18 protein-coding genes, 1 tRNA gene, 2 rRNA genes and 2 pseudogenes are annotated in these 23,653 nt (G+C 43.7%); 13 read left to right on the top strand and 10 right to left on the bottom strand.

What is annotated here, in order from left to right:
- The 5 genes from ACED60_RS17405 to ACED60_RS17385 form a co-directional block, all read left to right on the top strand.
- A 23S ribosomal RNA gene (locus tag ACED60_RS17405) occupies positions 1-751 on the top strand; the annotation flags it as partial.
- A 92-nt stretch (positions 752-843) separates the two neighbouring features.
- A 5S ribosomal RNA gene (rrf, locus tag ACED60_RS17400) occupies positions 844-959 on the top strand.
- Between the two features lie 67 nt (positions 960-1,026).
- Positions 1,027-1,103 (top strand) — tRNA-Asp (locus tag ACED60_RS17395).
- 347 nt (positions 1,104-1,450) lie between these two features.
- Positions 1,451-2,290, top strand: a complete 840-nt coding sequence (mepA, locus tag ACED60_RS17390; protein WP_371728067.1) for a penicillin-insensitive murein endopeptidase — start codon at positions 1,451-1,453, stop codon at positions 2,288-2,290.
- A gap of 278 nt (positions 2,291-2,568) precedes the next feature.
- The gene (locus ACED60_RS17385; protein WP_009848260.1) at positions 2,569-2,877 is read left to right on the top strand and encodes a hypothetical protein; all 309 of its coding nucleotides are present in this window, start codon (positions 2,569-2,571) and stop codon (positions 2,875-2,877) included.
- A gap of 42 nt (positions 2,878-2,919) precedes the next feature.
- Here the strand turns inward: ACED60_RS17385 and ACED60_RS17380 are convergent, their stop codons facing one another.
- From ACED60_RS17380 to rdgC, 3 genes are all read right to left on the bottom strand, one after another.
- Positions 2,920-3,174 (bottom strand): YfhL family 4Fe-4S dicluster ferredoxin, encoded by a 255-nt coding sequence (locus ACED60_RS17380; protein ID WP_004735061.1) that lies wholly within the window; start codon positions 3,172-3,174, stop codon positions 2,920-2,922.
- A gap of 20 nt (positions 3,175-3,194) precedes the next feature.
- Complete coding sequence (gene yegQ, locus ACED60_RS17375) at positions 3,195-4,613, bottom strand: tRNA 5-hydroxyuridine modification protein YegQ (protein WP_012603295.1); 1,419 nt, start codon at positions 4,611-4,613, stop codon at positions 3,195-3,197.
- Between the two features lie 205 nt (positions 4,614-4,818).
- Entirely contained in the window at positions 4,819-5,733 is a 915-nt protein-coding gene (rdgC, locus tag ACED60_RS17370) for a recombination-associated protein RdgC (protein ID WP_371728066.1), read from the bottom strand.
- 193 nt (positions 5,734-5,926) lie between these two features.
- Here rdgC and phoB point away from each other — a divergent pair, with 193 nt between their 5' ends.
- The 3 genes from phoB to ACED60_RS17355 are packed head-to-tail and all read left to right on the top strand — an operon-like array spanning position 5,927 to position 8,922.
- On the top strand, positions 5,927-6,616 hold the full coding sequence (gene phoB, locus ACED60_RS17365; protein ID WP_004735064.1) for a phosphate regulon transcriptional regulator PhoB: 690 nt from the start codon (positions 5,927-5,929) through the stop codon (positions 6,614-6,616).
- Positions 6,617-6,649: 33 nt separating this feature from the next.
- Positions 6,650-7,948 carry a phosphate regulon sensor histidine kinase PhoR gene (gene phoR, locus ACED60_RS17360; RefSeq protein WP_017106503.1) on the top strand — a complete coding sequence of 433 codons (1,299 nt, stop codon included), beginning with the start codon at positions 6,650-6,652 and terminating at the stop codon, positions 7,946-7,948.
- Positions 7,945-8,922: a PstS family phosphate ABC transporter substrate-binding protein gene (locus ACED60_RS17355; protein ID WP_135385424.1), complete on the top strand. Its 978-nt coding sequence runs from the start codon at positions 7,945-7,947 to the stop codon at positions 8,920-8,922. Before phoR ends, ACED60_RS17355 begins: the two co-directional genes overlap by 4 nt.
- Positions 8,923-9,000: 78 nt before the next feature.
- On the opposite strand, the gene ppx is transcribed toward ACED60_RS17355, so the two are convergent.
- The gene (ppx, locus tag ACED60_RS17350; protein WP_371728065.1) at positions 9,001-10,512 is read right to left on the bottom strand and encodes an exopolyphosphatase; all 1,512 of its coding nucleotides are present in this window, start codon (positions 10,510-10,512) and stop codon (positions 9,001-9,003) included.
- The gene (gene ppk1 / locus ACED60_RS17345; RefSeq protein ID WP_009848266.1) at positions 10,503-12,599 is read right to left on the bottom strand and encodes a polyphosphate kinase 1; all 2,097 of its coding nucleotides are present in this window, start codon (positions 12,597-12,599) and stop codon (positions 10,503-10,505) included. Before ppk1 ends, ppx begins: the two co-directional genes overlap by 10 nt.
- Before the next feature lie 200 nt (positions 12,600-12,799).
- Between ppk1 and ACED60_RS17340 the strand changes: the two genes are divergently transcribed.
- The 4 genes from ACED60_RS17340 (at position 12,800) to phoU (ending at position 18,429) form a co-directional block, all read left to right on the top strand.
- Complete coding sequence (locus tag ACED60_RS17340; protein ID WP_009848267.1) at positions 12,800-15,016, top strand: ABC transporter permease subunit; 2,217 nt, start codon at positions 12,800-12,802, stop codon at positions 15,014-15,016.
- A gap of 110 nt (positions 15,017-15,126) precedes the next feature.
- Positions 15,127-16,836 carry a phosphate ABC transporter permease PstA gene (gene pstA, locus ACED60_RS17335; RefSeq protein WP_017098087.1) on the top strand — a complete coding sequence of 570 codons (1,710 nt, stop codon included), beginning with the start codon at positions 15,127-15,129 and terminating at the stop codon, positions 16,834-16,836.
- Complete coding sequence (gene pstB, locus ACED60_RS17330; protein ID WP_004735071.1) at positions 16,837-17,655, top strand: phosphate ABC transporter ATP-binding protein PstB; 819 nt, start codon at positions 16,837-16,839, stop codon at positions 17,653-17,655.
- A gap of 75 nt (positions 17,656-17,730) precedes the next feature.
- Complete coding sequence (gene phoU / locus ACED60_RS17325) at positions 17,731-18,429, top strand: phosphate signaling complex protein PhoU (RefSeq protein WP_009848270.1); 699 nt, start codon at positions 17,731-17,733, stop codon at positions 18,427-18,429.
- Between the two features lie 9 nt (positions 18,430-18,438).
- On the opposite strand, the pseudogene ACED60_RS17320 reads toward phoU, so the two are convergent.
- From ACED60_RS17320 to ACED60_RS17300, 5 genes and pseudogenes are all read right to left on the bottom strand, one after another.
- Positions 18,439-18,931, bottom strand: a pseudogene (locus ACED60_RS17320) (hypothetical protein).
- 171 nt (positions 18,932-19,102) lie between these two features.
- Complete coding sequence (locus ACED60_RS17315; protein ID WP_371728064.1) at positions 19,103-19,654, bottom strand: porin family protein; 552 nt, start codon at positions 19,652-19,654, stop codon at positions 19,103-19,105.
- Between the two features lie 124 nt (positions 19,655-19,778).
- Positions 19,779-20,707: pseudogene (locus ACED60_RS17310) on the bottom strand (LysR family transcriptional regulator).
- Between the two features lie 99 nt (positions 20,708-20,806).
- Positions 20,807-21,535: a copper homeostasis protein CutC gene (locus tag ACED60_RS17305; protein ID WP_371728063.1), complete on the bottom strand. Its 729-nt coding sequence runs from the start codon at positions 21,533-21,535 to the stop codon at positions 20,807-20,809.
- Between the two features lie 317 nt (positions 21,536-21,852).
- A complete protein-coding gene (locus ACED60_RS17300) occupies positions 21,853-22,461 on the bottom strand; it encodes a peroxiredoxin C (protein WP_371728062.1) in 609 nt (202 codons plus the stop codon).
- 209 nt (positions 22,462-22,670) lie between these two features.
- Here ACED60_RS17300 and ACED60_RS17295 point away from each other — a divergent pair, with 209 nt between their 5' ends.
- Positions 22,671-23,576 (top strand): hydrogen peroxide-inducible genes activator, encoded by a 906-nt coding sequence (locus tag ACED60_RS17295; protein WP_371728061.1) that lies wholly within the window; start codon positions 22,671-22,673, stop codon positions 23,574-23,576.
- Positions 23,577-23,653 lie beyond the last annotated feature (77 nt).

The raw sequence follows: 23,653 nt of genomic DNA, 5'->3' as shown, positions 1-23,653 counted from the left end.
TGGAGTCGTCCTTGAAATACCACCCTTGTAGTTTTGATGTTCTAACGTTGGTCCCTGAATCGGGATTACGGACAGTGCCTGGTGGGTAGTTTGACTGGGGCGGTCTCCTCCCAAAGAGTAACGGAGGAGCACGAAGGTGGGCTAAACACGGTTGGACATCGTGTGGTTAGTGCAATGGCATAAGCCCGCTTGACTGCGAGAATGACAATTCGAGCAGGTGCGAAAGCAGGTCATAGTGATCCGGTGGTTCTGAATGGAAGGGCCATCGCTCAACGGATAAAAGGTACTCCGGGGATAACAGGCTGATACCGCCCAAGAGTTCATATCGACGGCGGTGTTTGGCACCTCGATGTCGGCTCATCACATCCTGGGGCTGAAGTCGGTCCCAAGGGTATGGCTGTTCGCCATTTAAAGTGGTACGCGAGCTGGGTTTAGAACGTCGTGAGACAGTTCGGTCCCTATCTGCCGTGGGCGTTGGAAAATTGAAAGGGGCTGCTCCTAGTACGAGAGGACCGGAGTGGACGAACCTCTGGTGTTCGGGTTGTCATGCCAATGGCATTGCCCGGTAGCTAAGTTCGGAATCGATAACCGCTGAAAGCATCTAAGCGGGAAGCGAGCCTTGAGATGAGTTTTCCCTGGCACTATAAGTGTCCTAAAGGGTTGTCGTAGACTACGACGTTGATAGGCAGGGTGTGTAAGTGCTGCGAGGCATTGAGCTAACCTGTACTAATTGCCCGTGAGGCTTAACCATACAACACCCAAGGGGTTTTGTGGACTCAAAGAAAGACCAGACCTTGAATGAGTTTGATGAGAATTTAACAGCTTTCCGAATTTTAAAATTTGCTTGGCGACCATAGCATTGTGGACCCACCTGATTCCATGCCGAACTCAGAAGTGAAACACAATAGCGCCGATGGTAGTGTGGGGCTTCCCCATGTGAGAGTAGGACATCGCCAGGCTTTAAATTAAATCTTTAGGTTGACCGACCTGGAGATATGGACGCTCACTTAGTGAGTTGACCACTGCGGAGTGGTAGTTCAGTTGGTTAGAATACCGGCCTGTCACGCCGGGGGTCGCGGGTTCGAGTCCCGTCCACTCCGCCACTTATAAGACAAAGCCCTAACAGAAATGTTAGGGCTTTTTCGTGTCTAGTGTTTTGGTTTGCGACCAACGAGTCCCGGTGCCTGCAACCCCAGCCGTTCCGCCATTTATTAGAAAGCCTAGTCTTATGACTAGGCTTTCGTCGTTTCAGGGCTGTGAGTTTTTGTCTTCGACTACGATAATATCGCTACAGATTGAGAAGATTCGCTAGGAATAGTGAAGCTTTTTCACTTAAATATCTAAAGTCAGTAGATAACTCTCAAGCTATCCCAAAAATATCACTCTCGACATACACCAATTCCCTAATGACGACTAGTATAAAAACAGTGATCGTTTATTTGGAATTGTTATGAGGTTATTTTGTACATTGGCTCTTATCTTTTGTTCGTTTGTTGTATCTGCAACCTCGTGGGAAAAAGAGAAAAGCCCAACAAGAAATTCAACCTCATCCATAGGTAGTTACGCTAATGGTTGTCTTGACGGGGCACAAGCTTTGCCAATTAATGGGCAAGGTTATCAGGTAATCCGCCCTCAGAGAGACCGCTATTATGGCCATGCCGAGGCTATTCAGTTTATTGAAAGGTTAGGTGTCATTACAAGCGAACAACTCAACACTAACTTATTAGTTGGCGATATTTCGCTACCTAGAGGGGGACGCTTCTCATCTGGTCATTCAAGCCACCAGACTGGCTTGGATATTGATATATGGTTAAGGCTCACTGATGAGAGACTTTCCGAAAATGAACTCGCTGTTCCTAAGCCAATAAGCGTTGTCGACCTTACTAATTACAAACTGCGTAAATCAAATTGGACCGATGACCATTTTCAAGTTATTCGCTATGCAGCCAAAGATCAAAAAGTGGTACGTATCTTCGTCCATCCTGTTATTAAACAAACTCTTTGTGACCAAGAAAGCTCTGATGCCAATGAGAGAGCTTGGTTAGGAAAAATCAGGCCTTGGTGGGGGCATCATTCCCACTTCCACGTTCGTTTAAAGTGTCCTGATGACAGCTCAAACTGTATAGCTCAAGCAAGCCCTCCTAAAGGTGATGGCTGTGGAGATGAACTTGCCAGTTGGGCTCCGCAGACCATTCCAGTTCCTCCACCTAAAAAAGTAGCTAAAAGTAAGAAAAAAAAGAAAGTTAAAGTGATGCCGAGTCAGTGTTTGGCCTTGATATCCAATAAGTAATCGCATCTATCGAGGTTAATTACAGTGGTAACCCCACTGGTTTTCTCGACTCTAAAACTGGAGAAATATCACACTTTTGTCTAGAGTTTATAAACACGAGATTAAGAACATCGTTTGATATCAATAAAACCAATAACGATATCAGCAAGGGCGACGATGACAAATTTGACAAGGTTTGGTCAGGGATTGAGTGTTTTTTGGGGTGAAAGATGCGGCTTATACGCAGTATGCGAAATCAGAGTCTGATGCCCGTCGATAGATAATTCAAGGATAAGACTATGACTATGATTTGTGCAAAGGAATTTTCCGAATGGTTAAGACATAGGTTCAATGCTGAAAGCTCGGGTATTTCTATTTCAAGAGCTGATATCAATCAGCTAACTGGCAGACAACGTTTAGACCCTAGCTTCGTAAATGATGTTCACTATGAATTAATGCAGTATGGAATGGCATTTGTGACTGATACCAGTAGAGAAAACTTCTATCTTGTTCCGATAGCTCAGTCAATAAACTGGCGAGAACGACTCGAATATCAATTTGAGAAAGAGATGTTCTGTAACATATATCCCATTGAAAAGTCGGGTTAAAAAAAAGGTTCAACTTGATGATTAAGTTGAACCTTTTATCTTTTAGGTCAAGCCTTGAATGATGACAAACTTTTCTAATAATTCGTCGTCAGTTTCAATATGGTTCGGGTCAGTAATGATACATTTTGTAATCGGACATACTGACTGACATGTTGGCTTCTCATAGTGACCTTTACACTCAGTACATAAATCAGGATCGATTTCGAAGATACTGTCCCCCATAGTGATTGCACCATTTGGGCATTCTGGGTCACACATATCGCAGTTTATGCACTTGTCAGTTATTAGTAGAGCCATTTATCTTTCCCAAGTAACCGTTATTTACCTGATGCGTTACGTGTATCTTGGCCTTCGCTCAAGTTACGCATTAGCAAGCCATACTCTAGATCGAGATCTGCTGGCACAGGAATAAATACGAAGTGACCGTTACCTTTTGCGTCGTCTACCGCTTCAGATTTACGGTTTTCCATCACTTCTAGTTTGAAGACAACGTTACCTTTCGGTGTCATCATTTCTAGGCTGTCACCAACTAGGAATTTGTTTTTCACTTCTACTTCAGCTAGGTCGCCACGGCGTTTACCTGTGAATTCACCAACAAACTGTTGAGTATCAGAGATAGAGTAACCGTATTCGTAGTTTTGGTATGAATCGTGAGTGTGACGACGTAGGAAGCCTTCAGTGTAGCCTCGGTGAGCTAGGCTCTCTAGCGTACCCATTAGGCTCTCATCAAATGGCTTACCTGCAACAGCATCATCGATAGCTTTACGGTAAACCTGTGCTGTACGTGCACAGTAGTAGAAAGACTTGGTACGGCCTTCAATCTTCAATGAATGAACACCCATCTTCGTTAGGCGCTCAACGTGTTGGATTGCGCGAAGGTCTTTAGAGTTCATGATGTAAGTACCATGCTCATCTTCAAACGCTGCCATTTTCTCTTCAGGTTTGTGTGATTCAGAAAGTAAAACGACTTCATCAGTTGGTTTACCAAGGCCTAATGTGTTGTCAGGGCGCTCGTCTTGAACTTCAATACCTTGAGTTTCTACTTCTTGAATAGCAACGCCGGTAGGGTTAGCTTCAACGATCTGACCGTTTTCGTCTTCTTTCGCAGCTTCTGTCTTGTATTCCCAACGACAAGCGTTAGTACAAGTACCTTGGTTTGGATCGCGTTTGTTCATGTAGCCAGAAAGTAGGCAACGACCAGAGTAAGCCATGCATAGAGCACCGTGAACAAAGATTTCTAGCTCTGTTTCTGGGCAGTGTTCGCGAATCTCTTCGATCTCTTCAAGAGATAGCTCACGAGATAGGATCACACGCTCAACGCCTTGAGTTGACCAGAACTTAACGGTCGCCCAGTTTACTGCATTTGCTTGAACTGAAAGGTGTATTGGCATTTCAGGGAATGCTTCACGTACCATCATGATAAGACCTGGGTCTGACATGATAAGTGCGTCTGGGCCCATCTCAACAACTGGCTTAAGGTCGCGAATAAATGTTTTTAATTTAGAGTTGTGTGGCTGAATGTTACATACAACATATAACTTTTTGCCTTGAGCATGAGCTTCATCGATACCGATTTGTAGGTTTTCGTGATTGAACTCGTTGTTACGAACACGAAGGCTGTAACGTGGCTGGCCAGCGTAAACTGCATCTGCGCCGTAGGCGAATGCGTAACGCATGTTTTTAAGGCTTCCTGCCGGTGATAATAGTTCAGGTACAAATGGTTTTTGTGTCGTCATTGCTTCGTTCTCTAATCTGATCTCAAGTCAGGTTGATACCACCAAGTGATATCAAAGGGGCGCAAATTTTACGCTAAAATGAGTTTGGTTGATAGCCCTAAAGATAACAATGGTATTGCGAAGAGTGTTGTTAGGTGTTGATAGGCGGGGTGGAGAAGAAAACAAGCTCAGATATCGTCGACACCTGAGCTCTAAATCGGAACAATTAAGCGTTAGGTTGAGTTAACCCGCCTAATGATTCAAATAGGTTTGGAAGGAAAACACTGAACTCCCCACATAGCAGTGAGAAATCTGCATCAAAGCGCGCTGCTTGATCTTCACGAGGAATATCGTCGTTCTCATCTTTTAATTCATCACTGAATTTCAGGCGCTTGATGCTGCCATCTTCAGCAAGGATGAACTCTATGCGATCTTGCCAGTTAATAAGAAGCTTAGTTACAACTTTGTTGGCTTCAATGTGGTTCTTTATCTCATCAGCTTCTAGTTCTTGTTTCTTAACTCGAACAATACCACCGTCTTCTTGGATTGATTTAAGATCTGCTTCATCGAGCATAGTGATACCTTGAGGCGTATCACCTGATTTCACCCATTCAGTTAACGTTGTTTCAATCGCTTGTTCTGGAATAGCTGGCACTACAGGCAGGCTACCCATAGTTTTACGTAGTAATGCCAATACGTCTTCAGCTTTTTTGTAGCTGCTAGCATCAACCACAATAAAGCCTTCTTTCGGCATGATCAGCGCGTAAGTAAAGTTACTGCGGCTGAAAGCACGAGGAAGAAGATCGATGATGATGTCTTCTTTTAGGCTGTCTTTCTCTTTCTTTTTCAAAGGAGTACCAGACTCTGCCTCAAGCGTTTCTACTTTTGCATTCAATGAATCTTTGATCACTGAAGCTGGAAGCATTTTCTCTTCTTTCTTTGCACAGATGAGAATGCGGTTTTCTGATACGTGCGTCATCATATCGCCGTGTCTACCCATCGCGTTTACCCAACCAAACTTCTGTTTGTCTTGGCTGCCACAAGGGGTAAAACGGAACTCTTCAAGTTGTTTCTCTAGCTGATCTGCGTTGAAGTCTATATCACGATTAAAGCGATAGACGAGGCAATTCTTAAACCACATAAATATTTCTCATACCTTTATCTGAAGACGCTCATCATAGGAGATTTCGATCCATTTGTCTTATACCTGCAACAAAAATTAAAAGTGAAATGTTTGAGACAGTTATATGAAAATTTGTTTTCAAAGGTCACAAAAGTGTCATAATTAAACCAGATAATGCAATGCGTTGATTAAATACTAAGGCTATTCAATTATGTCGAGAAGGATTCTGGTCGTTGAAGATGAAGCACCTATTCGTGAGATGCTGTGTTTTGTACTTGAACAAAAAGGCTACCAAGCAGTAGAGGCTGAAGATTACGATACAGCGGTAAACAAGCTATGTGAACCTTTCCCAGATCTAGTATTACTAGATTGGATGCTACCTGGTGGTAGCGGGATAAACTTTATCAAGCACATGAAGCGTGAAGAGTTAACTCGCAACATCCCAGTTGTGATGCTGACGGCTCGTGGTGAAGAAGAAGATAAGGTTCGCGGTTTAGAAGTTGGCGCTGACGACTACATTACCAAACCATTTTCGCCAAAAGAGCTAGTGGCTCGCCTGAAAGCGGTTATTCGCCGTGTAACACCAACTGCATTGGAAGATGTGATAGATGTTCAAGGGCTTAAATTAGACCCTGTATCTCACCGCGTTACCGCAAGTGAAGGTCCAGTTGATATGGGCCCAACCGAGTTCAAAATGCTGCATTTCTTTATGACTCACCAAGAGCGAGTATACAGCCGAGAGCAACTGCTAAATAACGTTTGGGGTACTAACGTTTACGTTGAAGATCGTACGGTTGATGTTCATATTCGACGTTTACGCAAAGCACTTGAATCTGCTGGTCATGACAAATTAATTCAAACGGTTCGCGGTGCAGGCTACCGTTTTTCTACAAAGGCTTAATGTGGCTTCACTGCCCAGTTTATGGAGTCCTGAATGGTTGAGAAGTTAACCTGGAAAAAGCTAGCTTGGGAGCTGGCTTTTTTTTACGCACCTTGGATTATAGTCGGATGGATATTCGGTTATTTACCTTGGTTATTGCTGGCTGCAACAGTATTACAGTTAGCATGGCATCTACACTATCAAATGCGTTTGTCTGCTTGGTTGTGGGATGAAAAGCGGTTAACACCCCCTTCAGGTTCTGGAAACTGGGAGTCTCTGTTTAACGGTATCTATCGTATGCAGCAGAGGCAGCGTCGCAAACGCAAAGAATTGACCAACCTTATCCGCCGTTTCCGAAACGGTGCTGAATCCCTTCCCGATGCCGTTGTGGTGTTTCGCGGTGAAGGCAATATTGTTTGGTGTAACAAGCTTGCTCAGTATTTACTGGGTTTTCGCTGGCCAGACGATTCAGGTCAACCGATCTCTAACTTGATCCGCACGCCGGACTTCATCAAGTACCTTAACAAACAAGATTTCTCAGAGCCGTTAGAGATGCCTTCGCCACTTAACGTGGAGCGTATGCTTGAGCTGCGTATCGTACCTTATACTGAAGGTGAGCATTTGATGGTAGTACGTGATGTTACTCAGCTAAAACAGCTAGAAGGCATGCGTCGTAACTTTTTCGCTAACGTTTCTCACGAGCTACGCACTCCAATGACCGTACTTCAGGGCTATCTTGAAATGACGGAAGATCCAGACATGGTCGTTGGACCTATGTGGCCTAAGGCTCATGGTGTGATGACTGAGCAGTTAAATCGTATGAACAGTTTGGTCAATCAGCTTCTTACTCTTTCTAAGATAGAAGCGGCGCCAATGCATGAATTGGATGAAGTGGTGAATGTTCCGGCGATGTTGGAAGTTCTTGAAAAAGAAGCCGCTAGTCTCAGTGGAGAGCGAGAACACAAGCTGGAATTTGATATCGATAAGAGTTTACGCGTATTAGCGGATGAAGATCAGCTGAGAAGTGCAATATCGAATCTGGTTTACAATGCAGTGAAATACACGCCGCCTGGTGCGACCGTAAAGGTTCGTTGGTACCAAACCAGTCAAGGCGCGTGTTTGGATGTGTCAGACACTGGAGACGGTATCGAACCACAACACTTGCATCGACTTACGGAGCGTTTCTATCGTGTTGATAAAGCACGCTCACGCGATACTGGGGGCAGTGGCTTAGGGTTAGCGATTGTTAAACATGCGCTTAGTCACCATGATTCACATTTAGAAATTCAAAGTGAAGTGGGTGTTGGTAGCCGATTCCATTTCACGCTGCCTAGCCGATTGACAGTGTCATGAGTTCTTTAATACGCAGGATGCGTTTCCCCATCAGTTCATTATTAGCATTAGCTTTGGTTACCCCTGTTCATGCCGAGCAAGGTGTCGATTCTCTTCCTGATTATTCTAAGGTTCCGGGTATTTCTGGAAGCTTGCTGTCTGTTGGTTCGGATACTTTAGCGGGAATGACTACGTTATGGGTTGAAGAGTTTAAGTCTTACTACCCGAACGTGAATGCTCAAGTTCAGGCTTCTGGTTCATCCACTGCACCTCCTGCATTAACGGAAGGTACTGCTCACCTTGGGCCTATGAGTCGTCCAATGCGCCTACGAGAAGTGGAAGCGTTCGAAAGGGAGCATGGCTATAAGCCGACGGCGCTTCGAGTTGCTATCGATGCGATTGGTCTTTTTGTGCATCGTGATAACTCTATCGAGGGACTTAATTTTCGCGAAATTGACAGCATATTTTCAGAGACATTGCGCTGTGGCGCGACTAAGCCGCTAAACAATTGGCAAGATTTAGGTATCAGCCAGCCGTGGGCAAAACATAGATTCCAACTGTTCGGTCGTAATTCCGTTTCGGGAACCTACGGCTACTTCAAACAAAACGCATTATGTAGTGGCGACTTCAAGAACCGAGTCAATGAACAGCCAGGATCTGCGTCGGTTGTACAGTCGGTCGCTTCATCAATCAGCGGGATAGGGTACTCAGGTATTGGTTATCGAGTGGCTGGTGTTAAGTTAATTCCTATTGCTGAGCATGGTTCTGATTACGTAGAGCCTACTCGAGCGAATATTTTAAGCGGAGATTACCCTCTATCGCGCTTTCTCTATGTATATGTGAATAAACACCCAGATAAACCGCTTTCTCCTGTAGAGAGAGAGTTCCTCACTTTTGTATTCTCGAAGCAAGGGCAAGAACTGGTAGAGAAAGATGGCTATTTAGCGATACCGCCTGAGTTCGCAGAGCAAGAGTTGGCAAAAGTCGGGCTCTGATTGAGGCTAACACAAACTTAGAAAACAAACGTATGAACAGCTTGCTAAGTCGCAGGCTGTTTTTATTTTGACTGTTCGTTATTCTATCTTTAACGACCATCCAGCATTTTGCCAACGTTGTTGTTCTTCTTTGAGTTCATATTCAAGCAGTTGGTTTTGGGCCAACCAATCGCTGTTAGATCCTTTCAATCCCCAGTTATCCTCTTGTTCAATCGTTAGAGTCGTGTCTGGGACTAGTGCTTGATTTCTCTGACGATTGAGTAAGATAGCGAGTCTTAATATGCGAATTAGTAGCGTTATTTGTTGTGGAGAAAATAGAGACAGTTCCGGCAAGTCTTGCCGCTTAATCGCTTTTCTTTGGTGGCGAACCAATGTCGAGATAAGACGTTGTTGCTCAGTATTGAAACCGGGCATTGTCGTGTGCTTAAGCAGATAAGCCGAATGGCGGTGATAGCCTTGGAATGCGATGCTTTGTCCTACCTCATGAAGTAGTGCAGCCCAACCAACTAGATCATACAGTTCATTAGTGACCATAGTCGTTACTTGAGGCTGTACTTGTTTCAGTAATGCAAGGGCGAGTTCTTTGACTTTCTGGCCATGAGCTACGTCAACATGGTATCGAGAGACGAGCGTTTCGGCGGTTCTTGTTCGAACATCAATATCTTTAAATCTATCCTCCATGTCATAAAGAACGCCTTCTCTCAGGGCGCCATCAGAAAAATGTAACTCCTTTGTTCCTAGCGTATCCATGGCTGCTGAAAGAATGATGACGCCAGCAGCAAACACCGGCTTTCTCTCATCACTTAAACCTGAAAGGTCTAAGGTTTTGGATGATGAAAACTCACATAAGTGATTTTTCAAATAGGACAGACGTTGTGGCGTAATGAGACCATCGGTAAACCCTAAGCCAATGAGTACCTCTTTTATTGATTTAGCCGTCCCTGATGAGCCAAAGGCGATTTCCCAAGGGGCCTTTGTGTATTCTTTAATCAATGGCATCAATAGGCGAGTAGCTGCGGTATAGGCATCTGAGAAGTGTTGTGAGGTTAGCTCTCCGTCAGCAAAGAAACGTTGAGTGAAGCTGACGCATCCCATAGGTAAACTGCGCATAATTAGGGGAGTAAAGCCTTGCCCAGAGACGAGCTCCGTACTCCCTCCACCGATATCAATAACCAATTTAGATTCAGAAGCGGTTTGAGTGTGTTCTACACCGTTATAGATTATTCGAGCTTCTTCTTGACCGGAAATGATCTCTATTGGAAAAGGAAACAGTGGTTTGGCTTGCTCTAAGAAGTCTTGAGCGTTTTTGGCTTTTCTTAGGGTATGAGTCGCAACAACTCTGACATCATCAAGTTCAAAATCAGCTAGTCGCTCTGCGAACACCTTGAGGCATTCTAGGCCCCGCTCGATAGCGCTTTCGGATAGGAAGTTACGTTCATCCAATCCATCACCTAATCTCACTTTCTGTTTGTGTCTGCTTACTAATTGCAGGTGTTGATCGAATACTCGGGCAACCACCATGTGAAAGCTGTTCGAACCCAAGTCGATAGCGGCAATACATCGAGAATGTTTGTTATCAATTAGCGGCATGATTTCTTCTCTTGTTTGTACTTCTTGCGAGCAAGTTTCTCCATACGTTTAATATAGTGGTAAGTGGAGAGTTGTGACGTCGGGTAATCGAGTGGGTTTGTTGGAGCTTGTATGTAAGGATTGCTCATCGATTGGTCTAGCACTCGAGCTTTGTTGCTGTCATCGAAATGAAACTCGGTGATATCGATAATGGTTTGCTTGATCTTTGGATCTAAAATTGGAGTGGCGACTTCGATGCGGTGATCGAAGTTTCGTGTCATCCAGTCGGCAGAGGAGATATAGACTTTTGGATTACCAGCGTTACCAAAGATCATCACTCTTGGGTGTTCGAGAAAACGATCGACCACACTAACAATCTCAATCTGCTCACTGATGTTGGAGACTCCCGGTACGAGAGAGCACATACCACGAATGACCATTCTCACTTTTACATTGGCTTGGCTGGCCTGATAGAGCTTCTCAATGATCTCTCGGTCGACCAAATTGTTGAGTTTTAGAGTGATGCTTGCAGGCTTGCTCTCTATCGCGTTTTGTATTTCATTATCTATCAACTGATACAGGCGTTTTCTTGTATTCTTTGGTGACACAATCAGTTGTTTGAACTGTGATTTTTGATAAGGGTTTTCAATATACTTAAAGACTTGTCTCACCTCTTGGGTCAAATCTTCATTCGCAGTGAGCAGAGAAAAATCGGTATACACGCGCGCTGTTACTTCATGAAAGTTACCGGTGCCAATATGAGCGTAATGCGCCGTATGCTTGCCTTCTTTCCGTTTAATGAGCAGAAGCTTAGAGTGAATTTTCAAACTTGGGATGCCATGGATGACTTTTATACCGGCTTCTTGAAGTTTCTTGGTCCACTGAATATTGGCTTGTTCATCAAAGCGGGCTTGTAGCTCAACGACGACAGTTACTTTCTTACCATTGTGTGCAGCATCGATGATCGAGCTAAGGAGCTTTGAGCCTTCTGCAACACGGTAAACGTTTATTTTTATGGAGGTTACCTTCGGGTCAAAGGAGGCTTGCCTCACGAGTTCAGTGATGTGATTAAAGGTGTGATAAGGGTAATGCAACAAGATGTCACGAGCTTTGATCGCTTCGAAATAGTTTGGGTAGTGGCTGAAATGCGCACACTTAATCGCGGGAAGTGGGCGATTAACTAAATCACGCCTATTAAGGCTTGGAAATTCGCAGAAATGCTTGAAGTTATGATAGCGACCACCCGCAATGACACTGTCATAGTCAGACAGCTTAAGTCTGACTTGCAAGAAATTGAGCATTTCAGCTGGCATTTCTGACTCATAGATAAGGCGTATCGGTAGTGCCGTTAAGCGCTGTTCTAAACCTAAAGACATCGATTCTAATAGGTTACTTTCATTGTTCTCTTGAAGATCATAATCGGCATCACGCGTCATTTTTATCGCAAAACAACGTAATGAGTCATACTCAAAGAATCCTTTAAGCAAGTCATCTAAACAAAATCGAACTATATTATCTAACAAGATCAAAGTTGTACGCTGTGAACCAGAAGTGTCTGGTAACTTAACAAACCGAGGGAGGGCTTCTGATGGGATTTCGAGTAAGACATATTGAGAAGATGTCTCTCGCTCAATGTCGATGGCTAAGTAACTTTGCTCGTCTTTGATAATATTGAGCAACTGGCTATCTTCGTTCAAGAGAAACGGAGTTAAATGTGGCAGCACTTTTTTCTTAAAGTACTTTTTGATCCACTCACTCTGTTCTTCGCTGATTTGTTGTTCGTTGACCAGAAAAATACGATTGCGTGCCAGTTCCAATAGTAAGTCGCTATACAGCTCATGGAATTGAGCGTCGAGCTTACTTGCTTGGCTCTGCATTTGAGTTAGCAGGGTTTTCTGCGAGTTGGCAGGTAATTGAGGATCTTGAAGTAAGATCTTTCGTTTCACATCAGCAAATCGGACTTTGTAAAACTCATCGAGGTTTTTCGAGTAAATACCTAAAAAACGAACTCTTTCGATTAAGGGTACTGATTTGTCGGCTGCTTCTTGGAGCACTCTTTCGTTGAAGGATAACCAGCTAAGTTCTTTTGTGACATAGTCTTTTTCCATCGAGATGATAATCCTTGAGTGCTGGCTATAGAGCTGGTTACTTTAATTTAGAATGACAAGATTCACAAAATCTATGATCTTACTTTAAGAAATATGGTCAACAAACTTGTTATTAGTTTCAGTTGTTTAACGTAACTTGTAATATAATTGTCATCTAACGTACATATTATGTCAGTAGCTAAAAAAAGGTAGATAAACAGATGGCTTCAGCCCAATTTTCATTGAAAGAGCGCGACAAAAAAAGATGGTTGAAAGATCGTCTCGTCCGTTTTTCGGTGACATGTGGCGCGGTCAGTGTTCTAGCTGCTCTGGTGCTGATCTTTGTTTACTTGGCGATGGTCATTTTACCGGTATTTTCTGATACTGGTTTAGATACTGACCAAGCCGTGAAGACCGTAGCCATAGAAAAGCCTATCGCCTTATCCGTGGATGAATACGGTCAGCATGCGTTTACTATCGAAAAATCCGGCTTGGTGCAGTTTTGGGATTTAGAGTCTCAAAATACACATTCTTACTTTGAGCGTAATGTTTTAGCTAACCCCATCGCTTTTTCTCGAAATACCCCATCTGAAAACTGGTTTGCCTTTGCTGATAGCGCAAGCAACCTTACTTTTTTCTACCCTGAGTATAGTGCGCCTGTGCTGCAAAAGGGCAGTGAAGCCGAACCTAAAATTGAGCAAATCGATCTCCCGGAACCGTTTTTAAATGATGAATCATCAAACGGAACAACAATCGAAAAATTTGCGTTCTCTAAGAATGGACGTGGTATCACGGTTGCCGCTCAGCTAAGCGATCAACGAGTTTTGGTTAAGTGGTACCAGAGTGATCTTACTGGTCAGTATGTTTTTCAGAAGAGTCAATGGCTGTCGGATAAGTTGGGTTTACAGCAACAGTTGTTAGTCACGCCTGATGGCCAAACTTTATATCTTCGAGCACAATCGGATTTAGTTGTATTGAAGTTATCCGATAGCGGCTTCAATGTTCGTGAAGTGATTGATCTTAGCTTAAATGATGCGAAGCACTCGGTGAAAAGTATCGATTTACTGTCTGGAGCTTATTCACTGTTGGTTACGCATGAGGACGGACAGGTTTCTCAGTGGTTCGATGTACTCAAAGATGAAAAGCGTAGCCTGACCCATATTCGCGACTTCCAACTCGCCGAAGAGGTTCAGTTTATTCTGCCAGATACTTATAGAAAGGGTTTTTATAGTTTCTATCAGAATGGCACATTACAAAGCCACTATACGACCAGTGAAAAGCTGTCGCTGTTTGAGCGCGCATTTGATAAGTCACCACAATTAGCGGCTATGTCTGCTAACGAACTGCATTTGGCGACGCTGATTGATGGCACCATCAGCGTGGCTAAAGTTGATAACGAATATCCGCAAATATCATTCTCATCGCTTTGGCAAAAAGTCTGGTACGAAAGCTATCCTGAGCCACAATACGTTTGGCAATCAACGTCGGCGAACGATGACTTTGAAGAAAAATTCAGTTTAGTCCCTATCACATTCGGTACTATCAAAGCCGCTTTGTTTGCGATGATGTTTGCCGTGCCGGTTGCTGTGCTCGGAGCCATTTACACCGCATACTTCATGTCTCCACGAATGCGAAGAGTCGTGAAGCCGTCGATAGAACTGATGGAAGCTCTTCCGACCGTTATCATCGGATTCTTGGCTGGGCTTTGGTTTGCTCCCATTGTTGAAACGCATTTAACGGCCGTCTTCTCGTTAATGGTGCTATTACCACTGAGCACGCTACTGACTGGGCTTGTTTGGTTCTGTTTGCCAAAAATGGTGACGAGCCGTTTTACTAATGGTTGGCATGCTCTGATATTGATCCCGGTATTGGTGATTACTGTGATGGCAGTCTTTGCTGGTGAAAATGGTATGGAAGCCTTGTTGTTTGGTGGTGATATTCGTACCTTCTTGGCTAACTATGGCATCGACTTTGACCAACGGAATGCGCTGGTGGTTGGCTTCGCTATGGGCTTTGCTGTCATCCCGACAATTTTCACGATTGCAGAAGACGCTATTTTCTCTGTGCCAAAACATTTATCCGATGGCTCACTGGCGCTGGGCGCAACAGCGTGGCAGACCCTTATTTATGTGGTGTTATTGACGGCTAGCCCAGGTATATTTTCTGCAATCATGATGGGGCTAGGACGAGCGGTTGGCGAGACTATGATTGTCTTGATGGCGACAGGTAACACCCCTATTCTTGACTGGAATATTTTGGAAGGGATGAGGACATTATCGGCAACAATTGCTGTCGAGTTACCAGAGTCCGAGGTGGGTGGTTCTCACTTCCGATTGTTGTTCTTAGCAGCACTCTTACTGTTTATTTTTACGTTCGCGGTGAACTCTGTCGCAGAGTGGGTTAGACAAAGACTGAGAGATAAATATCGTGCGCTGTAGTTTTAAAACTCTACCTCAATCTCTATCAATGGCTGTTCGCTGTTTGATTAGCGTATCTCACGAACTTGGCTCTTTCTTGGGTTCAGCACGTCAGAGCAAGGTCGTTCATGATGAATAAACTGAAGTCATTATTGTCTTGGATTAAATCAGGCTCTCCGTGGATCTGGCTTACGGGCGGGGCGGTGAGCATCAGTATGCTTTCGGTTCTTGGCCTAATGCTGTTGATTGGCTGGAAGGGCTTGACTTATTTTTGGCCTGCTCCTTTGTACCAATGGCAAGTGGATTCTAAAGATGCATCGTTAGTTGTCGGCCTCGACGAAACGGTAGTAAAGCAAGATGTATTGATTGGCCAGTTATATGAACGAAAATACATCCCGATAGAGCAAGTCCCACAAGTACACGACCTCTTGTCGACTCAAAACCTGTCGACTGGGCTAATTCAGCGCTTAAGTATCAAAGTTGCCAACAGGGAGATTTATCCAGCGGACTTTGTTTCCATTTTGGATGTGAACTTACGTGAACCAACCACCCCACCTGACTGGGCTGTGATTGAGCGAAGTCGAGGTGGTTATTTCTTTGGTAAACCAGTGGGTTTTATAACCGCTTCTGGCACCTTTGATTCGAACATAGACCAAAAGCTCGAGCAAGGCTTGGCGTTCGCTGATACGTTACGTAAAGAAACGTCGCGTGTAGTGAACCAAGAAATCCGCAATATCAGCTGGCAATTGGAAAATTTGCGCTTAGAAAAACGTAAGCTTGAACTCAATGAGTCAGTGAGCGATGAATACCTTAAAACCTATACTCAAACTAAACTGGAATTAAATCGCCAGTTGGCTGAAGCCGAAGTAAAGCTTGAGCATCTTAGAACACAGCTCAATGTCGAAAGCTTGTTGGTAGAAGATATGACAGGAGAGCAGGTTGAAATTTCGCTCAGTCATATTTTGGATTATTGGTACCCGAATAATATGTCTTATCTTGAAAAGGTTGGACATTGGGGAAAACAAGTTTGGAAGTTCTTGTCGGAGAACCCACGAGACTCAAACTCTGAAGGCGGTGTGTTTCCTGCGATTTTTGGCACGGTACTGTTGGTTATTCTTATGTCGATTGTAGTGATGCCTCTTGGTGTGGTTGCTGCGATATATCTTCATGAATATGCAAAAAACAACGCATTAACACGTTTGATTCGTATTGCCGTAATTAACTTAGCGGGTGTACCGTCGATTGTGTATGGTGTATTTGGCTTAGGATTCTTTGTGTATACCATAGGTGGCTCAATCGATTCTTTGTTTTACGCAGAACGATTACCCGCTCCGACATTTGGTACGCCGGGCCTATTATGGTCCGCACTGACCTTAGCGGTATTAACATTACCCGTTGTTATTGTAACAACGGAAGAGGGCTTAACGCGCATCCCTAGCTCCGTGAGGCACGGTTCATTAGCGCTTGGTGCTACTCAATTCGAGACGCTTTGGCGCATTGTTTTACCGATGGCAAGCCCTGCGATTATCACCGGTTTGATTTTGGCAATCGCGAGAGCTGCGGGGGAGGTTGCCCCATTAATGCTGGTGGGTGTGGTGAAACTCGCATCAAGCTTGCCTGTGGATGGTCAGTTCCCATACCTGCATTTAGACAGAAAGTTCATGCATTTAGGTTTTCATATCTATGATGTTGGGTTTCAAACCTCTAATATCGAAGCGGCACGACCTTTAGTGTATGCGACTTCATTTTTACTGGTTACTGTGATTGTTGGATTGAATTTAACGGCCATCAATATCCGTAATAACTTGCGTGAAAAATACCGAACCTTAGGACAAGATTAGATGTTCTCGATTAATGAAACCTTGGGTTACCAAGCACCACTTGATGTTCACAATTTGAAGGATGAGCAAATTGCTATCTCGATTGAAGGGCTGAATCTTTATTATAAAGAGAGCCAAGCACTTGATGATATTTCAATGCAAATCCCAAAGGGACAGGTGACCGCGTTTATTGGCCCATCAGGGTGTGGTAAGTCGACTCTACTGCGCTGCATTAATCGCATGAACGATCTTGTTGAAGGTTGTAAGGTTTCCGGAAAAGTGAAGCTTCATGGCAAGAACGTCTATCACCCTAAGGTGGATGTCGCGACCTTACGACGCCGAGTCGGCATGGTGTTTCAACGTCCGAACCCTTTTCCTAAATCTATCTATGAGAATGTGGTTTATGGATTGAGGCTGCAAGGCGTGAGCAACAGCCGAGATCTTGATGATGCAGTTGAGCGATCTCTGCGCGCCGCGGCGTTGTGGGATGAAGTCAAAGATCGTTTGCATGAGAACGCCTTTGGGTTATCGGGTGGTCAACAGCAGCGTTTAGTCATCGCTCGTGCGGTTGCCATCGAACCTGAAGTGCTGTTATTGGATGAGCCAACATCGGCACTCGATCCGATTTCGACATTGACGATTGAAGAGTTGATCAACGAACTTAAAACCCAATACACCGTTGTTATTGTTACTCATAACATGCAGCAGGCAGCTCGCGTGAGTGACCACACCGCTTTTATCCATATGGGTAAGTTGATCGAGTACTCAGATACTGATTCTATATTTACTTCGCCATTGAAAAATCAAACGGAAGACTACATTACAGGTAGGTACGGCTAACGTTTAAGTTCGCGCCATCTAGAGCTAAGTCACTCTAAAATAAATGACTTTATTCATTTCTTTTAAGGAGCTGACATGCATTTTGGTCGCCACATCTCAGGACAGTTTAATGTCGAATTAGAATCTATCCGTACACACGTATTAACTATGGGTGGATTGGTAGAGCAGCAGTTGTCATTTGCGATGCAAGCGCTTCATAAAGATGACGTGGAACTGGCCAAAAAAGTAATTCGTGACGACCATAAAGTGAATGCGATGGAAGTTTCAATCGATGAAGCATGTACTCGTATTATCGCGAAGCGTCAGCCGACTGCCAAAGATCTGCGTTTGATAATGGCGATCATCAAAACCATTACTGATCTAGAACGTATTGGCGATGTGGCCTCTAAAATCGCACAGGGTGCGATTGAGATCCCTTCAACGAAAGAGCAAAAGTTTCACGTCTCGTTAGAGCCATTGTGTCGTCAGGCAATTACTATGCTGCATCAAGTATTAGATGCTTTTGCTCGTATGGATGTCGATGCAGCAGCAGAAGTACATAAACTTGACGATAAGCTGGATGCGGAATATGAAGCTGTGATTCGTCAGTTGATGACGTACATGATGGAGGATCCTAAGAACATCCCCAACATCCTGCAAGTGATGTGGTCAGCTCGCGCGATTGAGCGAGTGGGAGATCGTTGCCAAAATATCTGTGAATACATTATCTACTTTGTGAAAGGTAAAGATGTACGCCACCTTGGTGATCAAAGCCTAGATGACGCACTGAAGTAGGTATTAACTTTAGAAGCGAATTATTGCACCGAGGTTAAGGTTGATTGTTGTGTCGTAAGGCACGAAGGTCTTATTGTGATCAAAAATATTCATATCAACACCAGCTCGTAGCCCAAGCACTGGCGTTGCTTGGTAAACGTAGGCTCCACCAAGACTTAATCCATGTGCTGTCTTCTCTTCAACTTCGCCATTGCGCGTTTTTGTTCCGTCATAACTCGCTACACCAATCTCCGCCTGAAAGCCGTGGTTCTGATTTCTTCCAAACATATTTTGAATACCAATGCGGTACGCATCGACAGTTTCATCGTATCAGGTCGCTGTCATACCAAAGGTGAGAATAGCTCAGGTAAACTGCGCCTAGATTCGCCACATCAGTAATGCCTGCTTGCATTCCAATGCCATGATAAGAACCAATCTTTAGTTCAGGAGATAAGTGAAGACCACTTGCTGAAACGGAAGTAGAAAGGACGGTAATTAAAAGTAGGGGAGACTTTATCTGCATAAAAATACCTAGAGAAATTAGCCGTCCTTGGCTGCAATGAATTTTGATTTGAATAGATTGGCTTCAGAACTTTCGCTCGAAGGCGGTCAAAGCTTGGATAAGGTGTTCCACCAAGGAAATGGAAATTATTGATCGTAAAAAGCCAGCTTAGACGCTGGCTTTTTCAATTTATTAGAAGCGGTAACCGACAGTCCATGAGAATGTGTCGTAATCTACGTCATCGTAGCTCGCGAATTCAAAGCGCATGTCAGTGTATAGGTGTGGTCCAAATTCTGCTCGACCACCGAGACCAACAACGAAGCTGGTATCGTTGTATGATTCAGTCCACATAGTATCTGAATAGCCAATAGAATTATCTTCGCTTTGACGCGCTAGACCAAGGACACCATAAGGTTTCAAAGAGAAGCCATCTAATTCAAATTTATAACCGATGTCAGCGTCAACTTGGAACTTGTAGCCATCGATCTCGGCTTTTATCCCCCCAACGTTTTCGTCGTCACTGTTCGTTGCATAAGAAACGTTGATAACTACGATACGGTTAAACTCATAACCATATTCAAGTTTGATACCGTTCCCCCAATCAACAGTGTCGTCGGTTAGCCATTCGGCAACTTGGGTTTTGCTGTAACCGATACCAACACGGTGTTGGTTGTCAAAGTTGTTTGCAAGAGCAGGAACAGAAAGAAGTGAAGCTGAAATTAGGGTAGTAAGTGCAATTTTCATATTAGTCTCTATTTAGGGTTTAACTGCACGATCCTTCGTAGTTCAGTATCCGTTTTGATAGAGCCAATATTAAACAGTGTTTTATTTTTAGGCTAAGTAGTGTTTTGCATAATAGTAATAAGCCCTACTTATTGATCTGTTCGTTTAACGATTCTTTAATGACATTACTGAGCCACATGTGAGAGGGTTATTACGATTTTTCGTATGGATATGGCTATACACTCCCACCATTTTTAAGTCGTTAGCGACATCTACATCAATAGCTCTCAGGTTGGGATAGTTGTCGATAGGAAAGAGGTTGGAATGAGGCATATACATATCAGAGTTTAGTAGGACATCAATAAGCGCCAATACCATCTCGGAACGAAACCCAATTCGATGAGGAATAGAGTAGGATTCTAATATTCGTGAAGCTTGACTGAAGTTATCGTTCCATCCTGGTGATATTAGCGATGCAATCTCATAACCTGCTAAATCTTGTGGGGTGACAGTAGACTCTTTAATCGGGTGCTCTTTTCGTACAAATAAGCGCCCTTTAATATCAACGAGCTTCTGAACATAAATCTCTTTGGAAATGTTGGTGAGTTGATAAGCAACACCTAATAAGGCATCTTCTTTTTGAATATCTTTTACAGACGACGTACTCCAGCTCGTTAATTCTAACTCACAGTTTGGGGCTTGTTGTTTGATGGTTTTGTAAAGAGTCCCTGATAAACATGCGAGTACCACTGGAGACAAAGCGATTTTTATTGGGTAGTCAATTTGCTTTGGGTCAAAGGTATTTGAAGAGTTAACGGCGGCTTTCAAACCATCTAAATGAGGTGAAAGCTCATTCGCTAGTTGTTTGCTGAAATAGGTAGGTTGTAACCCACCATATACTTTCACAAAAAGGTCATCGTTGAAGTGGTGCCTTAGCTTTTGTAGGGCTTGGCTAACCGCTGGCTGAGAAACGAATAAACGTTCCGCAGCCTTTCTGGTGTTTTTTTCTTGATAAACAATCAGAAATGTTCGTAACAGGTTTAAATCAAGAGAGCTGAATAGGTCTTTAGCCATATCTATCCATGAAAATTTTCTGTGCTATTCACTCTAATATACGCCAGTCCGCTAGATTCGTCAGCGTGGTTCTCTGGATTTGTGTTAGTGACGATTACCCTAAGCGGTGAGGGCAGCTCTCACATTGGATATCTTATTCGCATCAGTTACTGGTATCTGATAATCATCAACATCATTACTGCCCATTTGAGCGCTTGAATTGCTTTCCATTAGACTCGGTCTTGTCGATTTACCTGAAAGGTGAAGTGCAGGTACTTGGGTGGTGCTTTGAATCATTTTGGCATTCGTTGCGTTGACGCCAGCACCAGCCATGATATCGATTCTGCCATCGGCTTGTTTGACCATATCTGCGAGCACATTGATGCCTTGCTCTGCATTAATAGCAAGTCCTGACGTCAGGATTCTTTCACATCCAAGCTCAATAATCTGCTCTAACGGTACTTTATAATCCTGAAGTTGGTCGATTGCACGGTGGAAGGTGATTGCTAGTTTGAGTTGGTGAGCCTTGCTTGAGAGAATTTGCATTGCAGACATATCAATCTCACCATCAGGTGTTAGTACACCCAGAACTGCTCTCGCACAAGCTTCAATATCTTCCAGCATACAGAGTATATCGTCATAATCGAATATGAAGTCACCTTGTCTCGGTCGTATCATGGCATAAACTGGTACGGACGAAATTTTTGCCGCTTGCTTCATCATTCCGAAGCTTGGAGTTAACCCGCCAAGTGCTAATGAAGAGCAAAGCTCAATTCGATTCGCGCCACCAGATAGTGCGTTATATAGAGATTCTAAGTTATCAATACAGACTTCAATTTCGGTGTTCATCGTATTTATCCGTTCAAAAAGATACGGACGAAATCATAACAACCTAGATACGGATATGAATAGGTGGTAGCAGAGGAAAATAGGGGTAAAGTTTGTTCTTGTAACTGCCTCTATTAAATGTTGCAGAGACGGTTTAGGTAGAGAATTGTCGTCGGAGAGAGATGAAAAAAGCCCGAAGCGTTAACTTCGGGCTTTTAATAGGACTTTACTTCTTAACTGATTGGCGGTGCGCTTTGCGCTATTAGCTTATGCTTTATTTCTCTTTATAGAGAGTCTTCCAACCATTAACCCGCGTTGAGTTCGGGCTTAAGAGGTAATTACTTGCTTAGGTCGTCAGCGTGCTCAGATAGGAATGCAGCAACACCTTGTGGAGATGCGTCCATACCTGATTTACCTTCTTCCCATTGTGCAGGACATACTTCACCGTTCTTCTCGTGGAAGTTTAGTGCGTCTACCATGCGTAGCATTTCGTCGATGTTACGACCTAGTGGAAGATCGTTAACTACTTGGTGACGTACAAGGCCTTCTGCGTCGATTAGGAAAGAACCACGGAAAGCAACGCCTGCTTCTGGGTGCTCAACATCGTATGCTTTGCAGATTTCGTGCTTAACGTCAGCAATTAGAGGGTATTTAACTTGACCGATACCGCCATCAGCGATAGCAGTGTTACGCCATGCGTTGTGAGAGAATTGAGAATCGATAGAAACACCGATTACTTCAACGCCTTTAGCTTGGAAATCTTCTAGACGGTTGTCGAAAGCGATTAGCTCTGAAGGACAAACGAAAGTGAAGTCTAGTGGGTAGAAGAAAACTACAGCTTTCTTACCTTTAGTGAATTCTGCGAAGTTGAAGTTATCAACGATCTCACCGTTACCTAGAACAGCTGCTGCAGTAAAGTCAGGGGCTTGACGACCTACTAGTACCATTTGGAATCTCCTAAAAAATTAGTTGGCCCAACACATCTTTGTTTGGGCTCCGTTTCTACGGGACAAACTATAGTACAATCGGTACTATAGAAAAAAGCGAATTAAATAGATTAAGTTAATCGAAAAAAGCGATAAGCTTATTCTTTGTCCGTTCCTTAGGTCAAATGACCTTCACTTAAGTTATCCAACTCATATTACAAAGTAATTTCATGAATAAATGGCCAAGTCTTAAGCAACTTCACTATCTTGTTACTCTTCACGAAACTCGCCACTTTAGCGACGCTGCGGATCGCTGCTTCGTGAGTCAATCGACACTAAGTAAAGGCATTCAAAATCTGGAAGAACTCATTGGTTGCCCGCTTTATGAGAAGAAAGATAAAAAGAGCCCATTGGTTTTCACTCAAGCGGGTGAGCTGGTGGTTAAGCACGGTCGAGAGTTATTGGCGAAAGGGCAAGACTTGGTTGAGCTCGGAAATCTATGTAATGGAGACGCGATGCAAGGGCAGTTGCGAGTAGGGTGTATTCCTACTATTGCTCCATTCCTATTGTGCGATTTGGTACAAGAAGCGAACCAACGTTTTCCACAGTTGAACTTGTTGTTACGGGAAGACACGACCACTAACCTATTGGCTGCGTTGCGTCATGGTGAGTTGGATGTACTGATTCTGGCTTTGCCTGTCGATATCTACAACATGGAGAGCAAAGTTGTTGGGCAAGACCCTTTCAGAATGGTAATCAGCCGCAATCAAGCCGATGGTATTCGTGTTCCGATTAAATATGATGACCTGCCAGACGAATCTGTATTCTTGTTAGAGAACGAGCACTGCTTAACCGAGCACGCGGTATCAGCTTGTAAGCTAACCGACAAAGAGAAGATAAACCCGTTCACCGCCACAAGCCTACATACGTTGGTACAAATGGTGGCAAATGGTTTAGGAACCACCTTTATTCCACAAATGGCGATCGATCATGGTTTGTTGCAAAATCAGAATTTAGTGGTGATTGACCCTCCCGGTCAACAAGCATACCGAGACATAGGCCTTGTATGGCGACCAAGCTCGTCACGTCTTGAAACCTTTCATCAGTTAGCTGATGTGGTCTCTGAATTGCTTTAAAAAACTAGAAAGTAAAATTCAAAAGAAAAAGAGCAGCTATTTGGCTGCTCTTTTTGTTTGTTCATTTGAAAAGAAAA

The sequence above is a fragment of the Vibrio sp. 1F279 genome (assembly GCF_041439815.1).
In the GTDB taxonomy this organism is placed as follows: domain Bacteria; phylum Pseudomonadota; class Gammaproteobacteria; order Enterobacterales; family Vibrionaceae; genus Vibrio; species Vibrio tasmaniensis_A.
The sequence above is the reverse complement of the archived record's forward strand: the minus strand, read 5'-3'. Positions and strand labels throughout refer to the sequence as shown.

Bases quoted from the DNA above. Each gene is read 5' to 3' on its own strand.
- yegQ (WP_012603295.1), bottom strand. From the start codon at position 4,613: ATGACGACACAAAAACCATTTGTACCTGAACTATTATCACCGGCAGGA.
- pstB (WP_004735071.1), top strand. From the start codon at position 16,837: ATGTTCTCGATTAATGAAACCTTGGGTTACCAAGCACCACTTGATGTT.
- rdgC (WP_371728066.1), bottom strand. From the start codon at position 5,733: ATGTGGTTTAAGAATTGCCTCGTCTATCGCTTTAATCGTGATATAGAC.
- ppx (WP_371728065.1), bottom strand. From the start codon at position 10,512: ATGCCGCTAATTGATAACAAACATTCTCGATGTATTGCCGCTATCGAC.
- ACED60_RS17340 (WP_009848267.1), top strand. From the start codon at position 12,800: ATGGCTTCAGCCCAATTTTCATTGAAAGAGCGCGACAAAAAAAGATGG.
- phoR (WP_017106503.1), top strand. From the start codon at position 6,650: ATGGTTGAGAAGTTAACCTGGAAAAAGCTAGCTTGGGAGCTGGCTTTT.
- phoU (WP_009848270.1), top strand. From the start codon at position 17,731: ATGCATTTTGGTCGCCACATCTCAGGACAGTTTAATGTCGAATTAGAA.
- ACED60_RS17305 (WP_371728063.1), bottom strand. From the start codon at position 21,535: ATGAACACCGAAATTGAAGTCTGTATTGATAACTTAGAATCTCTATAT.
- ACED60_RS17385 (WP_009848260.1), top strand. From the start codon at position 2,569: ATGACTATGATTTGTGCAAAGGAATTTTCCGAATGGTTAAGACATAGG.
- pstA (WP_017098087.1), top strand. From the start codon at position 15,127: ATGAATAAACTGAAGTCATTATTGTCTTGGATTAAATCAGGCTCTCCG.
- ACED60_RS17380 (WP_004735061.1), bottom strand. From the start codon at position 3,174: ATGGCTCTACTAATAACTGACAAGTGCATAAACTGCGATATGTGTGAC.
- ppk1 (WP_009848266.1), bottom strand. From the start codon at position 12,599: ATGGAAAAAGACTATGTCACAAAAGAACTTAGCTGGTTATCCTTCAAC.
- ACED60_RS17295 (WP_371728061.1), top strand. From the start codon at position 22,671: ATGAATAAATGGCCAAGTCTTAAGCAACTTCACTATCTTGTTACTCTT.
- ACED60_RS17315 (WP_371728064.1), bottom strand. From the start codon at position 19,654: ATGAAAATTGCACTTACTACCCTAATTTCAGCTTCACTTCTTTCTGTT.
- ACED60_RS17355 (WP_135385424.1), top strand. From the start codon at position 7,945: ATGAGTTCTTTAATACGCAGGATGCGTTTCCCCATCAGTTCATTATTA.
- ACED60_RS17300 (WP_371728062.1), bottom strand. From the start codon at position 22,461: ATGGTACTAGTAGGTCGTCAAGCCCCTGACTTTACTGCAGCAGCTGTT.
- phoB (WP_004735064.1), top strand. From the start codon at position 5,927: ATGTCGAGAAGGATTCTGGTCGTTGAAGATGAAGCACCTATTCGTGAG.
- mepA (WP_371728067.1), top strand. From the start codon at position 1,451: ATGAGGTTATTTTGTACATTGGCTCTTATCTTTTGTTCGTTTGTTGTA.